At 23.9% G+C, this 17320-nt stretch carries 26 protein-coding genes and 1 pseudogene; 11 read left to right on the top strand and 16 right to left on the bottom strand.

What is annotated here, in order from left to right:
- Window positions 1-939 precede the first annotated feature (939 nt).
- From ACZ91P_RS12495 to ACZ91P_RS12465, 7 genes are all read left to right on the top strand, one after another.
- Window positions 940-2007, top strand: a complete 1068-nt coding sequence (locus ACZ91P_RS12495) for a hypothetical protein (RefSeq protein ID WP_465156597.1) — start codon at window positions 940-942, stop codon at window positions 2005-2007.
- 394 nt (window positions 2008-2401) lie between these two features.
- Window positions 2402-2968, top strand: a complete 567-nt coding sequence (locus ACZ91P_RS12490; RefSeq protein WP_465156595.1) for a hypothetical protein — start codon at window positions 2402-2404, stop codon at window positions 2966-2968.
- An 8-nt stretch (window positions 2969-2976) separates the two neighbouring features.
- Entirely contained in the window at window positions 2977-3306 is a 330-nt protein-coding gene (locus tag ACZ91P_RS12485) for a hypothetical protein (RefSeq protein WP_465156594.1), read from the top strand.
- A gap of 233 nt (window positions 3307-3539) precedes the next feature.
- Window positions 3540-3863 (top strand): hypothetical protein, encoded by a 324-nt coding sequence (locus ACZ91P_RS12480; protein WP_465156592.1) that lies wholly within the window; start codon window positions 3540-3542, stop codon window positions 3861-3863.
- 23 nt (window positions 3864-3886) lie between these two features.
- Window positions 3887-4336 carry a hypothetical protein gene (locus ACZ91P_RS12475; RefSeq protein WP_465156590.1) on the top strand — a complete coding sequence of 150 codons (450 nt, stop codon included), beginning with the start codon at window positions 3887-3889 and terminating at the stop codon, window positions 4334-4336.
- Between the two features lie 24 nt (window positions 4337-4360).
- Window positions 4361-4528 (top strand): hypothetical protein, encoded by a 168-nt coding sequence (locus ACZ91P_RS12470; RefSeq protein ID WP_465156588.1) that lies wholly within the window; start codon window positions 4361-4363, stop codon window positions 4526-4528.
- 134 nt (window positions 4529-4662) lie between these two features.
- Window positions 4663-4950, top strand: a complete 288-nt coding sequence (locus ACZ91P_RS12465; RefSeq protein WP_465156586.1) for a hypothetical protein — start codon at window positions 4663-4665, stop codon at window positions 4948-4950.
- An 18-nt stretch (window positions 4951-4968) separates the two neighbouring features.
- Here the strand turns inward: ACZ91P_RS12465 and ACZ91P_RS12460 are convergent, their stop codons facing one another.
- From ACZ91P_RS12460 to ACZ91P_RS12435, 6 genes and pseudogenes are all read right to left on the bottom strand, one after another.
- On the bottom strand, window positions 4969-5154 hold the full coding sequence (locus ACZ91P_RS12460) for a hypothetical protein (protein ID WP_465156313.1): 186 nt from the start codon (window positions 5152-5154) through the stop codon (window positions 4969-4971).
- Window positions 5147-5335 (bottom strand): hypothetical protein, encoded by a 189-nt coding sequence (locus tag ACZ91P_RS12455; protein WP_465156311.1) that lies wholly within the window; start codon window positions 5333-5335, stop codon window positions 5147-5149. Before ACZ91P_RS12455 ends, ACZ91P_RS12460 begins: the two co-directional genes overlap by 8 nt.
- Before the next feature lie 4 nt (window positions 5336-5339).
- On the bottom strand, window positions 5340-5846 hold the full coding sequence (locus ACZ91P_RS12450; protein ID WP_465156584.1) for a hypothetical protein: 507 nt from the start codon (window positions 5844-5846) through the stop codon (window positions 5340-5342).
- Entirely contained in the window at window positions 5846-6526 is a 681-nt protein-coding gene (locus ACZ91P_RS12445; RefSeq protein ID WP_465156582.1) for an ERF family protein, read from the bottom strand. Before ACZ91P_RS12445 ends, ACZ91P_RS12450 begins: the two co-directional genes overlap by 1 nt.
- A 240-nt stretch (window positions 6527-6766) precedes the next feature.
- Window positions 6767-7747: pseudogene (locus tag ACZ91P_RS12440) on the bottom strand (IS30 family transposase).
- A gap of 203 nt (window positions 7748-7950) precedes the next feature.
- A complete protein-coding gene (locus ACZ91P_RS12435; protein WP_465156580.1) occupies window positions 7951-8103 on the bottom strand; it encodes a hypothetical protein in 153 nt (50 codons plus the stop codon).
- Between ACZ91P_RS12435 and ACZ91P_RS12430 the strand changes: the two genes are divergently transcribed.
- The 4 genes from ACZ91P_RS12430 to ACZ91P_RS12415 all read left to right on the top strand — a co-directional run bounded on the left by ACZ91P_RS12430 (window position 8084) and on the right by ACZ91P_RS12415 (window position 10900).
- Complete coding sequence (locus ACZ91P_RS12430; RefSeq protein ID WP_465156579.1) at window positions 8084-9037, top strand: hypothetical protein; 954 nt, start codon at window positions 8084-8086, stop codon at window positions 9035-9037. The genes ACZ91P_RS12435 and ACZ91P_RS12430 overlap by 20 nt on opposite strands.
- Window positions 8980-9492: a hypothetical protein gene (locus tag ACZ91P_RS12425; protein ID WP_465156577.1), complete on the top strand. Its 513-nt coding sequence runs from the start codon at window positions 8980-8982 to the stop codon at window positions 9490-9492. Before ACZ91P_RS12430 ends, ACZ91P_RS12425 begins: the two co-directional genes overlap by 58 nt.
- A 453-nt stretch (window positions 9493-9945) precedes the next feature.
- Window positions 9946-10353, top strand: coding sequence for a hypothetical protein (locus ACZ91P_RS12420; protein ID WP_465156575.1), 408 nt, complete (start codon window positions 9946-9948; stop codon window positions 10351-10353).
- A 19-nt stretch (window positions 10354-10372) separates the two neighbouring features.
- A complete protein-coding gene (locus ACZ91P_RS12415) occupies window positions 10373-10900 on the top strand; it encodes a hypothetical protein (protein WP_465156573.1) in 528 nt (175 codons plus the stop codon).
- A gap of 34 nt (window positions 10901-10934) precedes the next feature.
- Here ACZ91P_RS12415 and ACZ91P_RS12410 read toward each other — a convergent pair whose 3' ends face one another.
- The 10 genes from ACZ91P_RS12410 to ACZ91P_RS12365 all read right to left on the bottom strand — a co-directional run bounded on the left by ACZ91P_RS12410 (window position 10935) and on the right by ACZ91P_RS12365 (window position 17289).
- On the bottom strand, window positions 10935-11555 hold the full coding sequence (locus tag ACZ91P_RS12410; RefSeq protein WP_465156571.1) for a hypothetical protein: 621 nt from the start codon (window positions 11553-11555) through the stop codon (window positions 10935-10937).
- A 370-nt stretch (window positions 11556-11925) separates the two neighbouring features.
- On the bottom strand, window positions 11926-12984 hold the full coding sequence (locus ACZ91P_RS12405) for a hypothetical protein (protein ID WP_465156569.1): 1059 nt from the start codon (window positions 12982-12984) through the stop codon (window positions 11926-11928).
- A complete protein-coding gene (locus ACZ91P_RS12400; RefSeq protein ID WP_465156567.1) occupies window positions 12984-13889 on the bottom strand; it encodes a hypothetical protein in 906 nt (301 codons plus the stop codon). Before ACZ91P_RS12400 ends, ACZ91P_RS12405 begins: the two co-directional genes overlap by 1 nt.
- Window positions 13890-13892: 3 nt before the next feature.
- On the bottom strand, window positions 13893-14135 hold the full coding sequence (locus ACZ91P_RS12395; protein WP_465156565.1) for a hypothetical protein: 243 nt from the start codon (window positions 14133-14135) through the stop codon (window positions 13893-13895).
- Window positions 14136-14148: 13 nt separating this feature from the next.
- Window positions 14149-14418, bottom strand: coding sequence for a hypothetical protein (locus ACZ91P_RS12390; RefSeq protein ID WP_465156563.1), 270 nt, complete (start codon window positions 14416-14418; stop codon window positions 14149-14151).
- A gap of 15 nt (window positions 14419-14433) precedes the next feature.
- Window positions 14434-14988 (bottom strand): hypothetical protein, encoded by a 555-nt coding sequence (locus ACZ91P_RS12385; RefSeq protein WP_465156561.1) that lies wholly within the window; start codon window positions 14986-14988, stop codon window positions 14434-14436.
- A complete protein-coding gene (locus ACZ91P_RS12380; protein ID WP_465156559.1) occupies window positions 14988-15371 on the bottom strand; it encodes a hypothetical protein in 384 nt (127 codons plus the stop codon). The genes ACZ91P_RS12385 and ACZ91P_RS12380 overlap by 1 nt, the downstream gene beginning before the upstream one ends.
- A 42-nt stretch (window positions 15372-15413) precedes the next feature.
- Entirely contained in the window at window positions 15414-15683 is a 270-nt protein-coding gene (locus tag ACZ91P_RS12375; RefSeq protein WP_465156557.1) for a hypothetical protein, read from the bottom strand.
- Window positions 15677-16111: a hypothetical protein gene (locus ACZ91P_RS12370; RefSeq protein WP_465156555.1), complete on the bottom strand. Its 435-nt coding sequence runs from the start codon at window positions 16109-16111 to the stop codon at window positions 15677-15679. Before ACZ91P_RS12370 ends, ACZ91P_RS12375 begins: the two co-directional genes overlap by 7 nt.
- A gap of 86 nt (window positions 16112-16197) precedes the next feature.
- The gene (locus ACZ91P_RS12365; protein WP_465156553.1) at window positions 16198-17289 is read right to left on the bottom strand and encodes a hypothetical protein; all 1092 of its coding nucleotides are present in this window, start codon (window positions 17287-17289) and stop codon (window positions 16198-16200) included.
- Window positions 17290-17320: the final 31 nt, after the last annotated feature.

Genomic DNA, 17320 nt, shown 5'->3' with positions numbered 1-17320 from the left:
TTTATCAAGATTTACCAGTATTGTATATGTATATATATATATATACAAGCAAAATTAGCGCTTATTTTAATAAATTTATCTTTTAAAATACTCTTAATTACGCGTTTTAAGGGCTAAATTAGCAATAAAATATATTAAGTTTATTTTTTTTTTTTTTTTGTATTAAAGTATTGTATTGGTAAAATAGTATGATATTATTATTTTAGTTAAATAAAAAATAAAATGACCCTACATTATTCTTGCCTTATGTTATATACTAATAAATAATTATTTCAATTTCATTATAATACTTTTATATTATTTGTTTAGTATTTGTATACAAAATATATTGTAATTGTGAACTATTGGTATATAATTAAAAGCATAGGTTTAATCTTTTTTCCGTAAAAAAGACTTATGCTGACTTGTTATTCGAACAAGAATAAAAAAAGAGAGGTTTATAAAATGGCACTTACAAAAGAACAATTAATCGAACAAGGTTTAAGTGAAGAAATTGCAGATAATATTTTAAATGAATTTCATAATGAAACAAAACAAATTAAGATATGATTGAAAAATCAACTGAAAATAAGAATGATGAAATTGAAACTATTAAAGAAAAAGGAGCATATACTCCTGATGAAATTAAAAAAATAACTGATTATACACTTAAAAACCTTAGATAATAAGGGAGTGAAATATTATGGCAACAATTAATTTGCCACAAGTATCTTTTACATACAAGGTAATACAACAGGTCAAAAAGCCTATGTTGATATGGTTAATGCATTATTGCGTGGACCTTTATATAATGAATATGCAAGTATTATGCAGTATGCAACAGCAACCGCAGAACAAGTTGCTTGATTACCAAATGCAGGATAAGTACTATATAATTTAACTCATCGTGTAGTATGACAAGATGATTATTCATTACCAAATGGTGGGACAACTCAAACAATGGGATTAACAAGAATTCCAGTTCCTATTAATAAAAGATTTAATTTAAAATTAATGAATGAAGCTTTTGACTTAGCATTAATAGAACAAAATAAATTTGTTAATTTAGAATGTGAATTAATTCAGGCTATTTATGATTATTGTTTAGCAGATGGTCAATATGAAGTAATTCCATTTCGTAGTTATATAGCTGAAAATGCTGATGATGCAAATAAAGCATTCTTTACATTAAATGAAACTTTGATTGAATTAACAAATCAAATTAGTAATTTATATTTTGGTTTACCAACAGATAAAATGTTTATGGTTTTAGGACGAAGAGAATATTTAGGATTAACACCTGCTTATTTAAAAGTAATTGGTTCACAAGCTCAATTAAAAGCAATGGTTAATGGTGAATTATATGAAAATACTGCAATGGGTATTCCAGTATCAAAAAGCTTTTATTTAGAAAAAACATATACAAAAGGACAAGTTAATCGTGATAAAGGTTATAATTTTACTAATGTAAATGGTTTAATTATTAATAAACAAGTATGAGCTTATCCAATTAATATGGATACTATATTAGTATCTAATTTAGAAAATAAACCTTTAATAAGTAAATTTGTAAATTTAATTAATAGAGTTAATCAAGTTAAAAATAAAATATTAAAGCCAATTAATTATATTAGTGATAAATATAATAAAATTACAAATAAAGTTGAAGATATTTATCAGTGATTAAATCTATTTACTTATTTAGATTTAATTAAAAAAGGTCATAAAAAAGAAATACAACAAATATTAAGTCAATTAGAAAAAGATAATAATATTAAAAATAGAGAACAATTTAAAAATGAAAATTATTTAAATACTAATTGACAACCTTTAAATAGTAGTTGACTTGATAGTGGTATATTTAATATTATAAATAAGTTAACTTTAACAGGTAATTTAACTATTTTAATATATACAAAAACAGCAAAACATCCGAAATTTTATAGTCCATATGTTTATCCTAGTGTTCCAGTTGAAATTTGAAAATTATTAAGTAATGCTGTATCTAATGCAGGAACTTTATTTTAACGTTATTGATTAAGAAAATGATTACCTAGTCATTTAAGAAATTATATTAAAAAACGATTACCGCAAGCATTAAAAGAAAAATACCCCAAAGGAACTACTAAATTAACATTACCAACAGTTCAAAAATTACAACAAATTAAAAACTTTATTAATAATTTAAAGATTGGACATTTTAATTTTAATTTTGCTGGTGAAATTAATAATAAAAAATGGTATCGTGAACGTCGAAGTGATGTTAAAAATATTAAGAATTTATATAAAACACCAGTTAAAAATATGTTTTAGAAAACTAATCAAACTATTAAAACAATTAAGAAAAGAAGAACAAGAATTAATAGTTATAAGTCAAGTAATTTAAAAAATAAATATCGTAATCAATTAAGAGGTGTTTTATATGGAAAATAATTTAAGTAATTTGTTATTTATAACAGTTGAAGATGTTAAAGAAAGTAAACTTTGACAACCTATTAATGATAGAAAACAATCTGCTTATAATGATAATTTAATTTATAATGCTATTTTAAAAACTAGTTTATGAATGGATAGATTATGAGGTGGGACAATTTCCGATAAAATTAATAAAAAAGATTTATTTCCATGAGTAAAAAAAGATAATACTGGTTTAATTGAATATGATAAATGATTAAGTTATATTCAATCTGCTTGTTTATTAGCAGTTATTAATTGATATTTACCAAAAGGAGTAAATGATTTAACTGGTAGTGCATCATTTTCACAAGGTGGAGTTGCATATTCACAAACTAATGACCCTGAGGCAAATGAAAATATTACTCGTGATGTTAAAAATGCTTTAAAATTAGCAGGTGAAATTATTGATATTATATCTAGTAAAACAGTATCTAGACCTTATAATTATAGTTTAGATAATTATTCTCATCCATGAGAAGAATATAAACATATTAGTAAAAAACTTTTTATCCAACATTATTATTTTGATTAAAAGAACGATTGCAAACAGATAATTCAATAAATATTTTTTATCCAACTGTTAATGATTTTTCTAAAATTGATTATAACGAATATATTAAACTTATTGTTCCATTTGATAATGATAGTATTTATTATGAAAATAATGTCTGAAAAACAAAACAAGGTGGTGATATCCCAACAAATATTATTAAAGATAGTGATTTAAATAAAAATTATATTGAAAAAGTTGATGGTAAATATATTGTAAAAACATCACAAGATATTAATCTTAAACAAGATAAATTAATAAGTGGAACAAATATTAAAACTATTAATGGTAATTCATTATTAATGGTAATTCATTATTAGGTAGTGGTGATATACCTATTAATGATGATAGTTGAGAATTAATTAATTATCCAGAAGCAAACGAAAAATTAACATTTAAAATTCCAAATTATGATTTAAAAAAATATTACTATAAAATATCAATTTCAATAACAGATTATGCATCTGCTAATAAATTTGTAACATATTATTTTGAAACAATATCACAAAAATCAATTTTTATATTTTTAGCAGATAATTCATATGAAAGAATAATGATTAAGCAAGATGGATCAATTAAAAATGAAACAAATAATATTGTTATTAAAGATTTAACAATTAAAAGAAAATTAATAAATAATAGCGAATTAATGTCAGATGAACCACATTCTATTTATAATCGTGATATGGATACTGATTTTTCAAAAGAAACATCGGATTCTTATGATATAGTGATAAGAAAAATAAATAGTGCAACAACTATTAATGAATTAAACTTACTTGAAAAACACCCAGTATGAAGAATTATTTCAAATAATAGAAATGATATTAAAGAATTATTTAATAAAAAATGATTAGAATTAAATAAAAATGAATAAAAAATTAAATGAGGTAAATAATTATGAAACAAGATAAAACAACTTGATTAAAGGATGCCTTACCTTGAAATTGATTTAAAAAAGACCCTATTCCGACTTATAATTGAACTCATAAAGATATTAGAGAATGAGAAAGGAAATATAAAATTCGTAGTTGAGTAGTTAGTTTTTATACATTGATATTTTTAGCATTAAATTGTTGATTAGAATATGGCATGATTAATGCAATAAAAGATAATATTAATTGATATAATTATGGTCAATATTGAGGTAATGGAATTGCCATATTATTAACACCTTTATTTACACACGGAATTCAGGATATATTTGTTGCTAGTAGTAAACCAAAAGTAGATATGAAAATTGATATTCCACGATTAAAAGTTTCTAAAACGGGATTAGTATTTACAATATTACCTTTAATTACTTTAATAATTTCTTTAATTATCATTTGAATTGATAAATCAAAATAAAAAAAAGACCATTTACGACATTGTTTGGACTGCCGTATTAATCCGTGTGTCATTCAACCACGAATAGCAAAACAATGAAATAATTTAGATGGCATAACAGAAGAAAAATTAAAAAATATACAAAATGAAAATATTAAAAAACAAAAACAAGAAGAAAATAAACAAGAATTAAATATAAACAATAATAATTAAATTTTATTAAAATAGACTATATATAGGGGCGGTTGATATTTTTGGGTGGTTATATAGTTTATTTTATAAATTATTTTGTTCTGAAAGGATAGATGGCCACTGTTTGAGTAAGGATAAGAAAGGAATTAAATAAAATGAATGAAACATTAATGATTGCTTTACTTGTGTTAGCAGGTGCAGGTGGAATGGGTAGTCTTGGTATTCTTGGATTATCTGCTAAAAAAATTAAAAAATATAAAGCAGAAATTAGAGAATTAAGAACTGCTGTTATTGCCCACGAAAAACATTTACTAGGACCTGAATATGCAACAAAATTAGCATTAAAAATAGGTCAAATTAAAAATGTTAAAAAGCAAGTTAAAGTAAACAACAAAAAACAAGAACAAAAAGATGCTATTAGACAACTAACAAATAGTATTTAAAAAAATAACCAATTAAGGTTATTTTTTATTTGTTTTTAAGATAATTAAATTATTTTCACCATATTTATTGATTAAATATTCTCAGTCTCAGGTTGAATTGATATTTACATCTTCAATATCAGTACCAGTTATATATTCACCAAGGGGATTTTTACAAGGGCGATTACCTTGTTCTGAACGATAACATAAAATATATTTATTCATGTTTATCAACGCCTTTATTGTGTTTTATATAAAAATTAATAAGATATTCTATTCGTTGTGAATAAGTAAAGTCATTGAATTCATTTCAAACTTTTTCTTCATTTTCATTTAAGTAAATATTAACATTACGAATTTTGCAAGAATAATATTTTCCTGTTTTTTGATTAAATGAATGTTTCATAATATTAACCCTTATAATTAGCAATAATAATGGCATCTCCTATATGATGAGATATTTTTTCATTATTATATTTTCAACCTTTACCATATTGATAAGTTAAATTATTATCTTTACTAAATTCTTGAATACAATTATATTTACTTAAATTTTCTATATTTTTAACAACTGATTTAGTATGGCGTGGTGATATTCAATTAATATATATTTCTCATTCAGTAAAATATCATTCTGCTTCTCCTAATAATCTTAATAAATCATCGCGGTCTTTTGAACCATTAGCATTTGTGTATAAGCAATTTTCAATATTCACAATTGCTGTGCAACTTTCAAGAATTAAATAGTTATTTTCATCATCAGCATAATAATATTTATCTACTAAATCATAAATAAATTCATAATGTTTTTTTCAATCTTTATTTATAACTTCTTTTTTGTCTAATAAAATATTATCTTGATATATAAGAATAGCAGTAGTACCAGTACCTGATGGGTCAATACCAATTTTTATCATTATCTTAAAAATCTTTCTTTAAATTGATAATAAAAATCTTCACTTTGTTTTCTAATCAGAACTGGTGATAATTTTTCAACATTTAATTCTTCTTTTAATCAATTTTTACCTTTTGAAATAATATCTTGTTTTATTTTTGTATTTGTAATAAAATCTTTAATATTATTAAAATGCTGTTCACTCATTCAATTTGGATTTAAATTGTTAATAATTTCTTTAATAACTTGATTACTATTTTCTTTACTTATTTCAGTAGAATCAGGGTCTAATTCATCGGTTGCTATTCCAAAAGTTTTACATAATCAATAATGAGCCCTATAAGTTAAAGCACTACCAATTGCTTTTACAATATCTGAATTTTGTGCTGATAAAATAATTCCTAATTCTAATTTTTCACTACCTTTATAAAGTGTTAATAATCCTTTTGAATAATAATTTGTTAATTTTCCACCTTTACTACTTTGTGTTTCTGTAAAAGTTGGTTCTCCAACTGCTTGAATAGTATAAGTTATACCTTGTTTACGTAATTGTGGTTTTAAAGTTTGATAGAGGTCACTTTCTGTAAAATAATTATAATTATTATGTTCATTTCTGGCATTTTTACCAACAAAAAGATTTATATCAGATTGAATTTCTCCAATACTTTCAATTAATGTTTTTGTTTTAGTTTCTTGTGGCATTTTCTCATTCCTCTCTTTCTTGTCAGATTAAAATTGCTTCTTTAATTTGTTCTAAATTTTGTTTAGTAAGGCGCTGTGTAGATATAAACGGCAAATTTATATCTTGTTAAGTTAATAATAAAATATTTTTAATAAATTGCAACAACTTTTTCAGAAAAAATTAAATTTTTGTAATTTTATCTTATTTTATTCATATTTAAGCACACTAAAAAATAATTTATTAAATTTTAACTAATAAATTTATTTAAAATTTTGTAAAAACATTGTCTTTGCACTTAGTCAATTTAAACATGGTCGGAGTTTATCATTTATAACATTAACTACTCAATCTATCATTTTTTGACTAATATTATTAAAATCAATTCCCTTAGAAAGTCAATATCTAAATTCACCGTTCATATGCTCAATTAATGGTTTTTGTTGTGGTTTACCGGAGTCACAAAAATAAACTTGTGTCTCAGCAAATATTTCCATTTCTTTTCATTTACTAAATTCTTTTCCACGATCTGTTATTATTCCTTTAATTTTTCCAATTAAATTATTATTTTTAGTAATATCTTTAAATTTTTCTAAAACTTCATTAGCAGTATTATTTTTTAATTTCATTACAAAATAATTTTTACTTGATTGTTCTACTAAAACTAAATTACTAGATTGATGGTCTTTTCCTACAACAGTATCCATTTAAAATCATCCAACATTAGAAACTTTATTTTCAATATCTCAAATTGATTTAAAGTTAATTAATTTACCACGATTATCAGTTTTTCCTTTTGTTTTATATTTTTTACCACGATGGGGTAAATTTTCTTTTTTTAATCCAAATTCACCTAAGCGAATTCATTTATACAATGTTTTAACACAAGCAGGAAATTTAACACCAAACTCCAAGAAATAACGATAAATTAATTGTTTGGGTGTATCGTGGTATTTATTAAATCTTATTTTAATAAAATCTAACTGCTCTTTTGTAAATCTAGGTAGTTTTTTAATGCATTTTTTACGTTTTTGTTTATAATCTTTTTGTGCTTGATATGGATTATAATCTTGTATATTTTTAAATCGATTTATTTCTCTTTTAACAGTATTAACTCCACGACCCGTTTGTCGTCATATTTCAGATAAATTAATTGTGCCATTTTTCTTTTTACAAGTATCAAATAATAATAAATCCTTAAATAAATCTCATTCATCAAATATTAAATGTTTAAATTTTCTCATTTTTATACAAATTCCCTTCATTTTTTCTTATAATCTATTATATATAAAATAAAGAGGTTAATAAATATGCAACAATTTAGTAAAGTTAACAACAAAAAACGGATTACTAGTTATAAATATTTAAATAAAAAATATGATTTGAATTTTAGTGACTATAATTTTGGTTTTGATTAAGAAGTATTTAAAGACTTTGTTGGTGATAGTTATGCCCGATATTTTACTTCACCAACTTTTTTTAAGTTTGTTTCAGCGGGTCCTGGTACTAATAAAACATGAAATCATTTAGCAGAAAAATTATTTTTTGCTTGTAATTTTACTGATGCTTCATCTAATATTTTGTGAAGATACGCCAACACCCACGAAGATACTACATTTGGCGATACAATTAATGTGTGTAACTATCTATATGATAAATATGGGATTGATATAGGACCCAACAATGAAAATGGCATTGTTTGACCTAAAAATGTTAAAGAAGGTGGCGAAATTGTTTTTCCTAGTGGTGTTCGAATTGCTTTTGCGGGTTATTCTAATGGTAATAAAATTATGGGGAAAGTTGGTAAAGGTAGTGGTATTATATCAGCATGAACTGACGAAATGATACATGCTGAAGAAAAAGAAATATTAACTGATAAAGAACTAGATAAAAGATATAATAATTTAAGAGTTTCAATGTTTCGTTCTAAAAGTTTAAAAGTATCTTATGAAAAATATACTGATGATGATGGTAAAAAACAATATAATTTAGATAATCCTATTCCTATAAAAGAATTATCTTGGACATTTCAAGAATGAGATAATATAACAAAAAAATATATAACAGTAACAACATATTTTCATAAAACATATTCTAATCAATTTACTTTTAATCCTTTTGATAAATACCATGTTTTTTATAAAAAATTTGTAACACCATTTTTACCTTTAAATGAAAGAATTAAAAATATTTTAAAAGAACACAATCAGGTATATTCAGAAAACAAACAAGCATTTAATGGTTCGGGTATTTTTAATTTGCGTTTAACTATGGGTGCTGTTTGAAATAAAATACCTGATATTACTAAAAAAATTGTTTTAGCAAATAAAGAAGAACGACCCGATTTATTTGAACTTGAATACTACGGTTTTGAATATAACGATAATGACCCCAGTATTTATGTTTTACGAAATTATCGTAAATATATTAAAGAATATAATTTACAAGATTTTTATAATGTAGTTAAGACCACACGGTGTTTTTATTTAGTGGTTATAAAATTAATGAAAATAATGAATATGATAAATATTTAATTGAAGAAAATATTGTTACACCAAAAAACGCAATGAATTTAAATGAAATAGTTAAACATTACGGGGAATGAATAATTAATACATTTGATAAATTTGATGGTTTTGAATATGCTACATTTCATTATGATATTAATGCACACGACTTTATGCAAAAATTACAAGAAGATATTTACCCTTATTTGGGTTATAAAATTAAAATGTTTAAAGCTAAAAAACATCAGACATCCCTTAACAAAGAAGCAGGTATAATCAATCGTGTGACATGAATAAGAAAAATGTTTGTTCAAGGCAAAATATATGGCATGTTGGATAACTTCCCATTTTTAGATAAGTGTATTAGTGAACTAAGATTTAATGATACCAAAACAAACACACCTGATATTAAAATGTACCATGACCCATATGATGCTTTGTTTTATGGTTCTTATCCGTATCATTTTAAAATGGGAATTTAAAATATTTATGTTAATACTATTGAAATAAAATTAAAGAATATTTCACTTAACTTTTATCTATATGTTTATTAAATCTGAAATAGCAGATTTTTTTAGGTTTTGGGCGAGCGGTTGATTTTCTTAAATTTTTGTGATAAAATAATTTACAAGTTAAAAAAGATTTTGAGGTTCTTTCAAACAAATTTGGGAACCTTTATAAAATTCTTCGCTTAACGCTTAGAATTTTTCCCAAGTATTTTAAAAAGCGCGGCAAAAGTTTTTTTAAACTTTAAGGCATTTTTCACAAACTTATGAAAATAACCGCGAGCCCAAATTAGTAATAAAATATAATTATAATAACAATCATTCTAAACAATCTCCTTTCTAAAACATATTTAAAAATGCTTATATATATATATAATGTCAATAGATCTTGATAAAAAGTTTCAAGATAAAAAAGGGAAAATACAAATAATGAAAAAACTTTTAAGTTTATTAAGTGTATTAACAATTAGTAGCTCTGCAATCCCAACAACAATTGCTGCAAGGCCTTATCAAAAAGAAAATAATAACAACAATCTAAGAGAAACAATGGAATCAGATTCAAATAATTTAGAAACTTCAAATAGAAATAAAAGAGAAGATGAAATTACTTACGTTTCCGAACTTTTAGATATTAACTTAGAAGTAGCAGTATCAACTGTTGCTCAAACAGAATCTTTATCTTGTGGCCCAGTAATAGCAGAGTCAATTTTAAGATCTTTAGGTCTTAGAAATTTTAGAACGCCAGATACTCTATTATATTCATGTCAACAACATTTAATTGGTAATATGGAAACAACATTGCAAACAGTAGCTAATTTCATTAGCTTTAACAATTAGAGTTGTTAAATGTGATTAAATGAAAAAAATATTAAGTCCTTTAAGTTCAATCACTTTAATTTGAACAAGTAAAACAAGTTTAGTTGCTTGTAATACAACACAAGAATATACAAAAGAACAATTAGCAAAATTAAAAGAAGAAAATCAAATAAATACAAATAAGCAAGAAATAAAAGACAATTTAGAATGAATGGCGCCCCAAGAAAAACCATTTAACAAAATTGATAATAAATGATATTTTGTTGTGTGGCATGGTAATGTAAATGATGATTGAAAAATTATTAAATTTAAATATGATAAGTATGAAAAAAATAAAGTACTTGATAAGTATAATAATTATGAACTTCAATTATTTCAAACCGGAAAAGCAGGACAAGGTTATTGAAAAAGTATTTGTTTAGTTGATAATAATGGAATATCCAAATATTTTGCGTGAAGTTTTTATCCTAATTATTTTAAATCAGTTTATCGTTGAAATAATGATAGTAAACCAAACACACTAATTATTGATCCAAAAACCGGACAAATAAAAGTTAAAAGAGAATAAAAAAATATAAAAAGTCATTTATTAAAATGACTTTTTATATTTCTAATGTAATTAATGAAATTTTTTCATTATTTTTATTAAATAATTGTAAATTATTAATATTAATTTGTTCTTTTTCAGTAAAAATTGTAATATCATAATTTCCATAATCCCATATCCCAGATATTTCAATTTGATTTAAAATAAATAGTTTAACATCATAAGTTATTTTAATACTATTTTCAACTAAATTTTTAGTCATACTTGTCCAAACCGCCTTAGAATAAATTAATCTATATCGTTGTGAAAAATAGTTTAAATATTCTTCTATTTTGTAGTTAGAAACAATTAAATTAGTTAAATATTTGCCATATTCTCCATCTGATAATTTAATTTCAGCAGGAATAAGAGAAGGAATACTATTTGTTTCTAATTTATTTGTTATTGATAATCAATTAAAATAATTTGCTTCTAATTGATAAATGGGGTTTTCTGAAATATCATTATTTTTAACATTTACTTTAATTTCATTATTTTTGTTGTTATTAATATTAACTTGTTGCTTTAAATTTCAATCTGTAATTTGCCCAGTTTTAGGTGAAATAAAAGGTAGATTTGGCTCAATATCATTATTTCAACGATAAACTGATTTAAAATAATAGGATAAAAACTTCACGCAAAATATTTGGATATTCCATTATTATCAACTAAACAAATACTTTTTCAATAACCTTGTCCTGCTTTTCCGGTTTGAAATAATTGAAGTTCATAATTATTATACTTATCAAGTACTTTATTTTTTTCATACTTATCATATTTAAATTTAATAATTTTTCAATCATCATTTACATTACCATGCCACACAACAAAATAATATTTATCATCAATTTTGTTAAATGGTTTTTCCGTTGCATTAACTTCTTCTAAATAATTTATTGATGTTGGTGGAGTAGAGCCACCACTAAAATTAAAATATGATGAATTTAATTTAACTTTACAATGTTCAAATTCTCAATATCCAGTTTCTACCTCTCTTGGATTAAATATTAATTCAAAATAATAAGGGGCAAATAATTTAACATCATCATTATAGCCTTTATTAATTGCATATTTACTATATTTGTAGGATTACCTTTTTTATCGTATTTTGCCCCTTGAAATTTTCTATCATAATTATATCGATATGTTAAATAATTTAATAAAACTTTTTCTAAACCATTATTTTTTATTAAACTTAAAATATCATCTGGTTGAATATATATTTTTGCAATAAACCACGGTAAAAAACTTTCGGTAAATCAATATTGAAATATTCGTACATTAGGTTTTGTTTCAATTGGCATTGATAGTAAGGGTACTAAGTTAGCATTTTGAATAATTGATTGTGGATAAGAATAAACACCATTGATATTGCCTCAACACTTAATATTTCCAAATAACATTGATTTAGGGTATTTAATTTCAATGCCAGTAAATACTGTATCTTCTGGCAATGATTTTTGTAAAACTAAATGAATACTATTCTGATTTTTTCACTTAAAATCAGTTATTTTAACTAAGTGGGTAGATTTAATAATATCAATGCCTTCAGGTGAATAAGGACGCTTATATTCTTCAATAATATAACATTCATTTTTATTGTTTTCGGTAATTGGTTCATTAATAGAAACTATTTTTAAGTCATAGGATTCTAAAAATTCTTTATCTTGTTTTGAAATATCATTGATTAAAATATCTTTTTCATCAATCATTACATAACTTGTGCTATTATCTTGGACTGTGGTGTTTTGTTGAATTTGTAATTTAAAATTAAAATCACTAATTTCATAACCAGTTATTTTAATATATTCATCTTTGTCAATAAAACCTATTTTAACGCTATTTTGAGAATAGTTTAAGGTTGCTTTTTGTTTTGTCTTAACAAGATTATTAATTTTATAAATATATAAGGTTCTTGCACGGGCTTCTGTAAATAATTGTTCTAAATCGGGGTCGCTGTACTGCGATTGACTAGCAAAATCTAACGGAATACTATCAATTGAATAGTCAATTGGTTCATCTTTTTCTGCTAATTGTGCTAACATTTTTTCAGATGGTTTTAACATTATTCTTGTTCTCCTTCTTCATTATGAATATTGATAATAGTTTCGTTGTTTTTTAATTGTCTGTTTAAAGCAGCATTTACTGGTAAGCGAACATCAACAATATATATCATTTGTTCGTATGATGCGTTTGTTTGAATATTTACACCAGCAACTTCTGCCTGAGTTTGTTGTGCTCCCTTAGCAATGGCGGGAACATGATGTCGATTTATTTTATAGTAATTTGTTAATAATCAATCATATATTTTAGTTAATTGCTCACCTTTAAAATTACCAGCAATATAGTCTACTGGTTGAAAATTACTATCAGGGTCTCCTTCAACTAATAACAAGTCATTTTCAATAAATGATGCCAGCATTTTACTAATTTCTTGGTCAACCACACCAGTAACTCCATTAGTATTAATAGTAAATTTACCACTATTTAATAATGGATCTAACATTATCTTTTGAGCAATAATATCTAAAATACTAGCAAATTGTTTACCATAACGAGCAGAAGGCTCAAAATTAGGGTTATTAGGAATAATTTGAATTGGAATAAAATTAAGTGGTAATATTTCTTCTCTTTGTAAAGTTGTATAGTTATTTCATTTAACATCATCAATATATAAATCGGTAATAGTACTATATAATCGTGTTTTTAACTTTCTAATAACTTTAACTTGTTTAGTTACAGCATCAATCTCTAATTTTTCAGTAATAAAAATACTCTGGTCATTTTTAATATAAGGGTCATAATCAAAAGTGCAAGATACTAAATTACCTAATTCATCATACTGGTCATTGTAAAAATCAATAGTAATAAAATTAAGTTTTGAATTATTAGCAAAAATAAAATATGCACCGTTACCCTTCTTATTAATTTTATATTCGTTATATCAATTCTTATTGGTAAAGTCCTGCATTTTTTAAAAGCTATTAATTAATTTAGTATCTATTTTTTGATTAGTAAGTGGATTATAAATGCTAATTTCTAAATCTCGCGGATTTAAAAAATTAGCATTATCTTCACAAATTCTTTTTTCTAAAATCTCATTATGTTTTTGAACAGTAACATTTTTACGATTAGTAATCGTTGATGCTAAATTAAGATAATAACTATCAATATCATATTCTTTTTTTAATTTCTTTTTTGCTAATAACAATCCCATTTATATCACCTCTTTATTTTTTATCTTCTTTTTTAATAACATCTTCAATACTATCTTGTTTTTGTTGTTTGTTATGAGTTTTGATAAATCTAATAGTTTCAATAATTAAAACTATAATTCCTGCTCCAATAAGCATTGCTGAAACAATAACATATGCTGGTCAAGAAATATCCAATGTTTTTTCTCCGATAAAACAAATAATAATTCCGGCAATAAAAAACAATGATGAAACTCCAAAGATTTTCAAAAACATAATCATATCTTTAATAGTTACTTTTGGCATAATACCATCTCCTTCCTAACTTACTTTTTTTCTTTCAATATACAATCCTTTAATTTCAACACTATTTGATATTGATGATAATTTAAACTCACCGTCGGAAAATAATTGAATGGTAATTCAACGACTTGGATTATTTCCATATGATATTCCACTTGCTAATTGACCTTTAAAGTTTATATGCGTAATTATATATAGTTCTATCTCAAGCGTTGTATAACACCATAAACGATAATAATATTCTGACTTATTAAAATTTTTAATTTTATATCCTTTAGAATCTTGAACAAAATCACTAGTATCAACAACTTTTCAATCATTTGATATTTTAGGTAAATTTTTTTTCTGTAAATAAAATTTATCTAAATATTTAGTAGTACCAAATGTATAATCAGTACTTTCAATTCCCGCAACTGTACTATCAATAATCATATAATCAGCAGTATTTTTACCACCTTCAAAACTAGGGTCTCAAATTCTTAATTCCCCGTTTTCAGCATTAAAATCAGCATTAACACGACCACTACTATTAGGTAATAAAGTTATTTTATTTTGTTTTAAATCTGAAACCATTAATTCATAAGCAGTATTTTTAATAATTGTTTTATTATCAATTTTAATATCACTACCGCCACTTTGTTTTGTTTTTCAGACACCATTTTTTCATAAATAGTATCATTATCAAAGGGAATATTTATTTCATTATTGTTATTTTTAACAATAGTTTTATTGTCAATCTTAGTTTTTTCTTTTTCTATTAAAGCATCAACTTCTAATTGAGTATAATATGCTTCTAAATCAATCATTGTTAAATCAATACCTTCTTCTTGAAAAGTACGAAACATTTTCTTTAAAGTTGTTAAATTAGCCAATGATTTTGCATAGATAGGCAATAGACCTTGTCAAGTAATCATAGGGTCATTTTGCGATGAATAATTAATATCACCAACACTCATATTTGCCGAAGTAAAAAATTCAATTGGAATGCGGTTAAATGTTTAATGCTCAATCGTAATAAACACCATATTAATACAAATTTTCTTTAATAATGGATCTTTAAATGTTTCAAACTTTAGTTTTGAAAATGGATAGTTTAAGTAAGAATTAATCATATTTTGGGCTCTTAAAGCAAATGTTTTAAATCATAATTCTACATCACCTTTTAAAAACTTATTATAACGAACTGGAACTTGTGTAATTTTACCTGTCATTGGAATAAAATTATTATAATTTTCCAAAGTAATATTTTGTCATAATTCATTTAACATTTAATCATCTCCTTATCATTTACTTTTTTAGAATATATTTTCTTTAATATAAATTTTTTACTATTTAGTAATGTTTTTGTTTTAATTGTTTTGTTTAAATCTTGTTTTGTTCTGAGTTGTTTATATGCTTGAAATACTAGTCCATTACCTAACAAACTAGTAACCACACTATCTTCTAGCGTATTTAACAATTTATCTTTATTAAAGTTATTTTTAAATTGTTCTTGCATTTTTAATATCTTAGCAATTGTCCGATATATTTTAAAACTATCTTTTACTACTTGCTGATAAACAAGTGGGGCAAAAGAAACTAAATTAAACAAACTTGTTTTTTTAAATCCCCAACAAATAAACCACTCACTGTTCATATAGAATTTAAACCGTTCAGGAGCCAAAACAAACTGTTCTGCTTTGATTAAAGTTGTCATAACGACAATAGGGACATATTTAGGATTTTTATAATATATTGTTAAAGCAACTTCGCCCGCAACTGATAAAGGAACAATTTTAACTGCTAAAAAAAATCAGAACCATAAGCAAAAGGTAATAATTGACCTTTTTTAATAGCCTTAGTTTCAAATTTAGATAATATTTTTTTAGTTTTATCAGTAATTTTACTAATTACTTTTTGTTTAATAGTAATTATTTGTTTTTCAATTGGGGCTAATAATTTTTTAGTTACTTTTTGAATATAAAAATTTGGGTTTAAATGATTTAAAATTTTATTTAATTTAATTGGTGTTTGATGAAAAATATTTAATAATTTATTATTATATATTTTACTGTTCCTCATTAAATTAGCATTTAATAGTAGATTTTTACCAACACCTTTTTTATGAAGATTAGTCATAATGTTATATAATTCATTAGTATTAATTTTACTTATTTTATCAATATTTAATCCATATTCAGACAATCATTTATTAGCATTTATTTCATTTATGCGTGGTATTTTTTGAACTAATGTAGGACTTATTTTTTGAATATTTTTTTCAATTTTTAATAAATTATTAATTGTCTCTAAATTAGAAACTTTAAAACCTTTATAAAAATCATTTCGGGCTAATTTTCCAATTGTATATAATAAAGTTTCATTATTAGCCTGCTTTGTAAAATCAAATATTAATTTATCAGATAAAATCTTTTTACCTGTAACTTGCCTTACAACATCTTCTAAGTTATTAGCAGTTATTAAACCTAATTTTTCAAGTAGTTTAGTTTCTTTTGCTAATTTTAAAATTCTAGTTGTTCGAACAGCACGCGTTAATTTGCCAATTCCCCCAATTGCTGGTAACAAATTTAAGGCGGTACTTTTTGCTGTTACTTCTGATGTTAATTTATCATATATTTGATTTACGGCAAAATCGGTTGCTGTTTCTACTCCAAACGAGATAAATGCTGCGGCAAAATTAGATAATCCCGCACCAAGACCAACAGCCGAAGCAATACCACCAGTTAAAACTGATAAACCAAGAGCTAAAACTTGAATTCCTAAAAATTCTAATAACTGTAAACCAAAACTTTTTTCTTGTTGTTGGATTAACAATCTAGTTGGAATTTTTTTAACAGCATAAATAAGGGCTGTTTTAGATGTTCCAATTGGCATATCATTTATCAAACGAAAAAGTACTATTTTT

Source organism: Spiroplasma endosymbiont of Halictus nicosiae (genome assembly GCF_978018445.1).
Note: the sequence above shows the minus strand (reverse complement) of the source record. Positions and strands in the feature narration are given on the sequence as shown.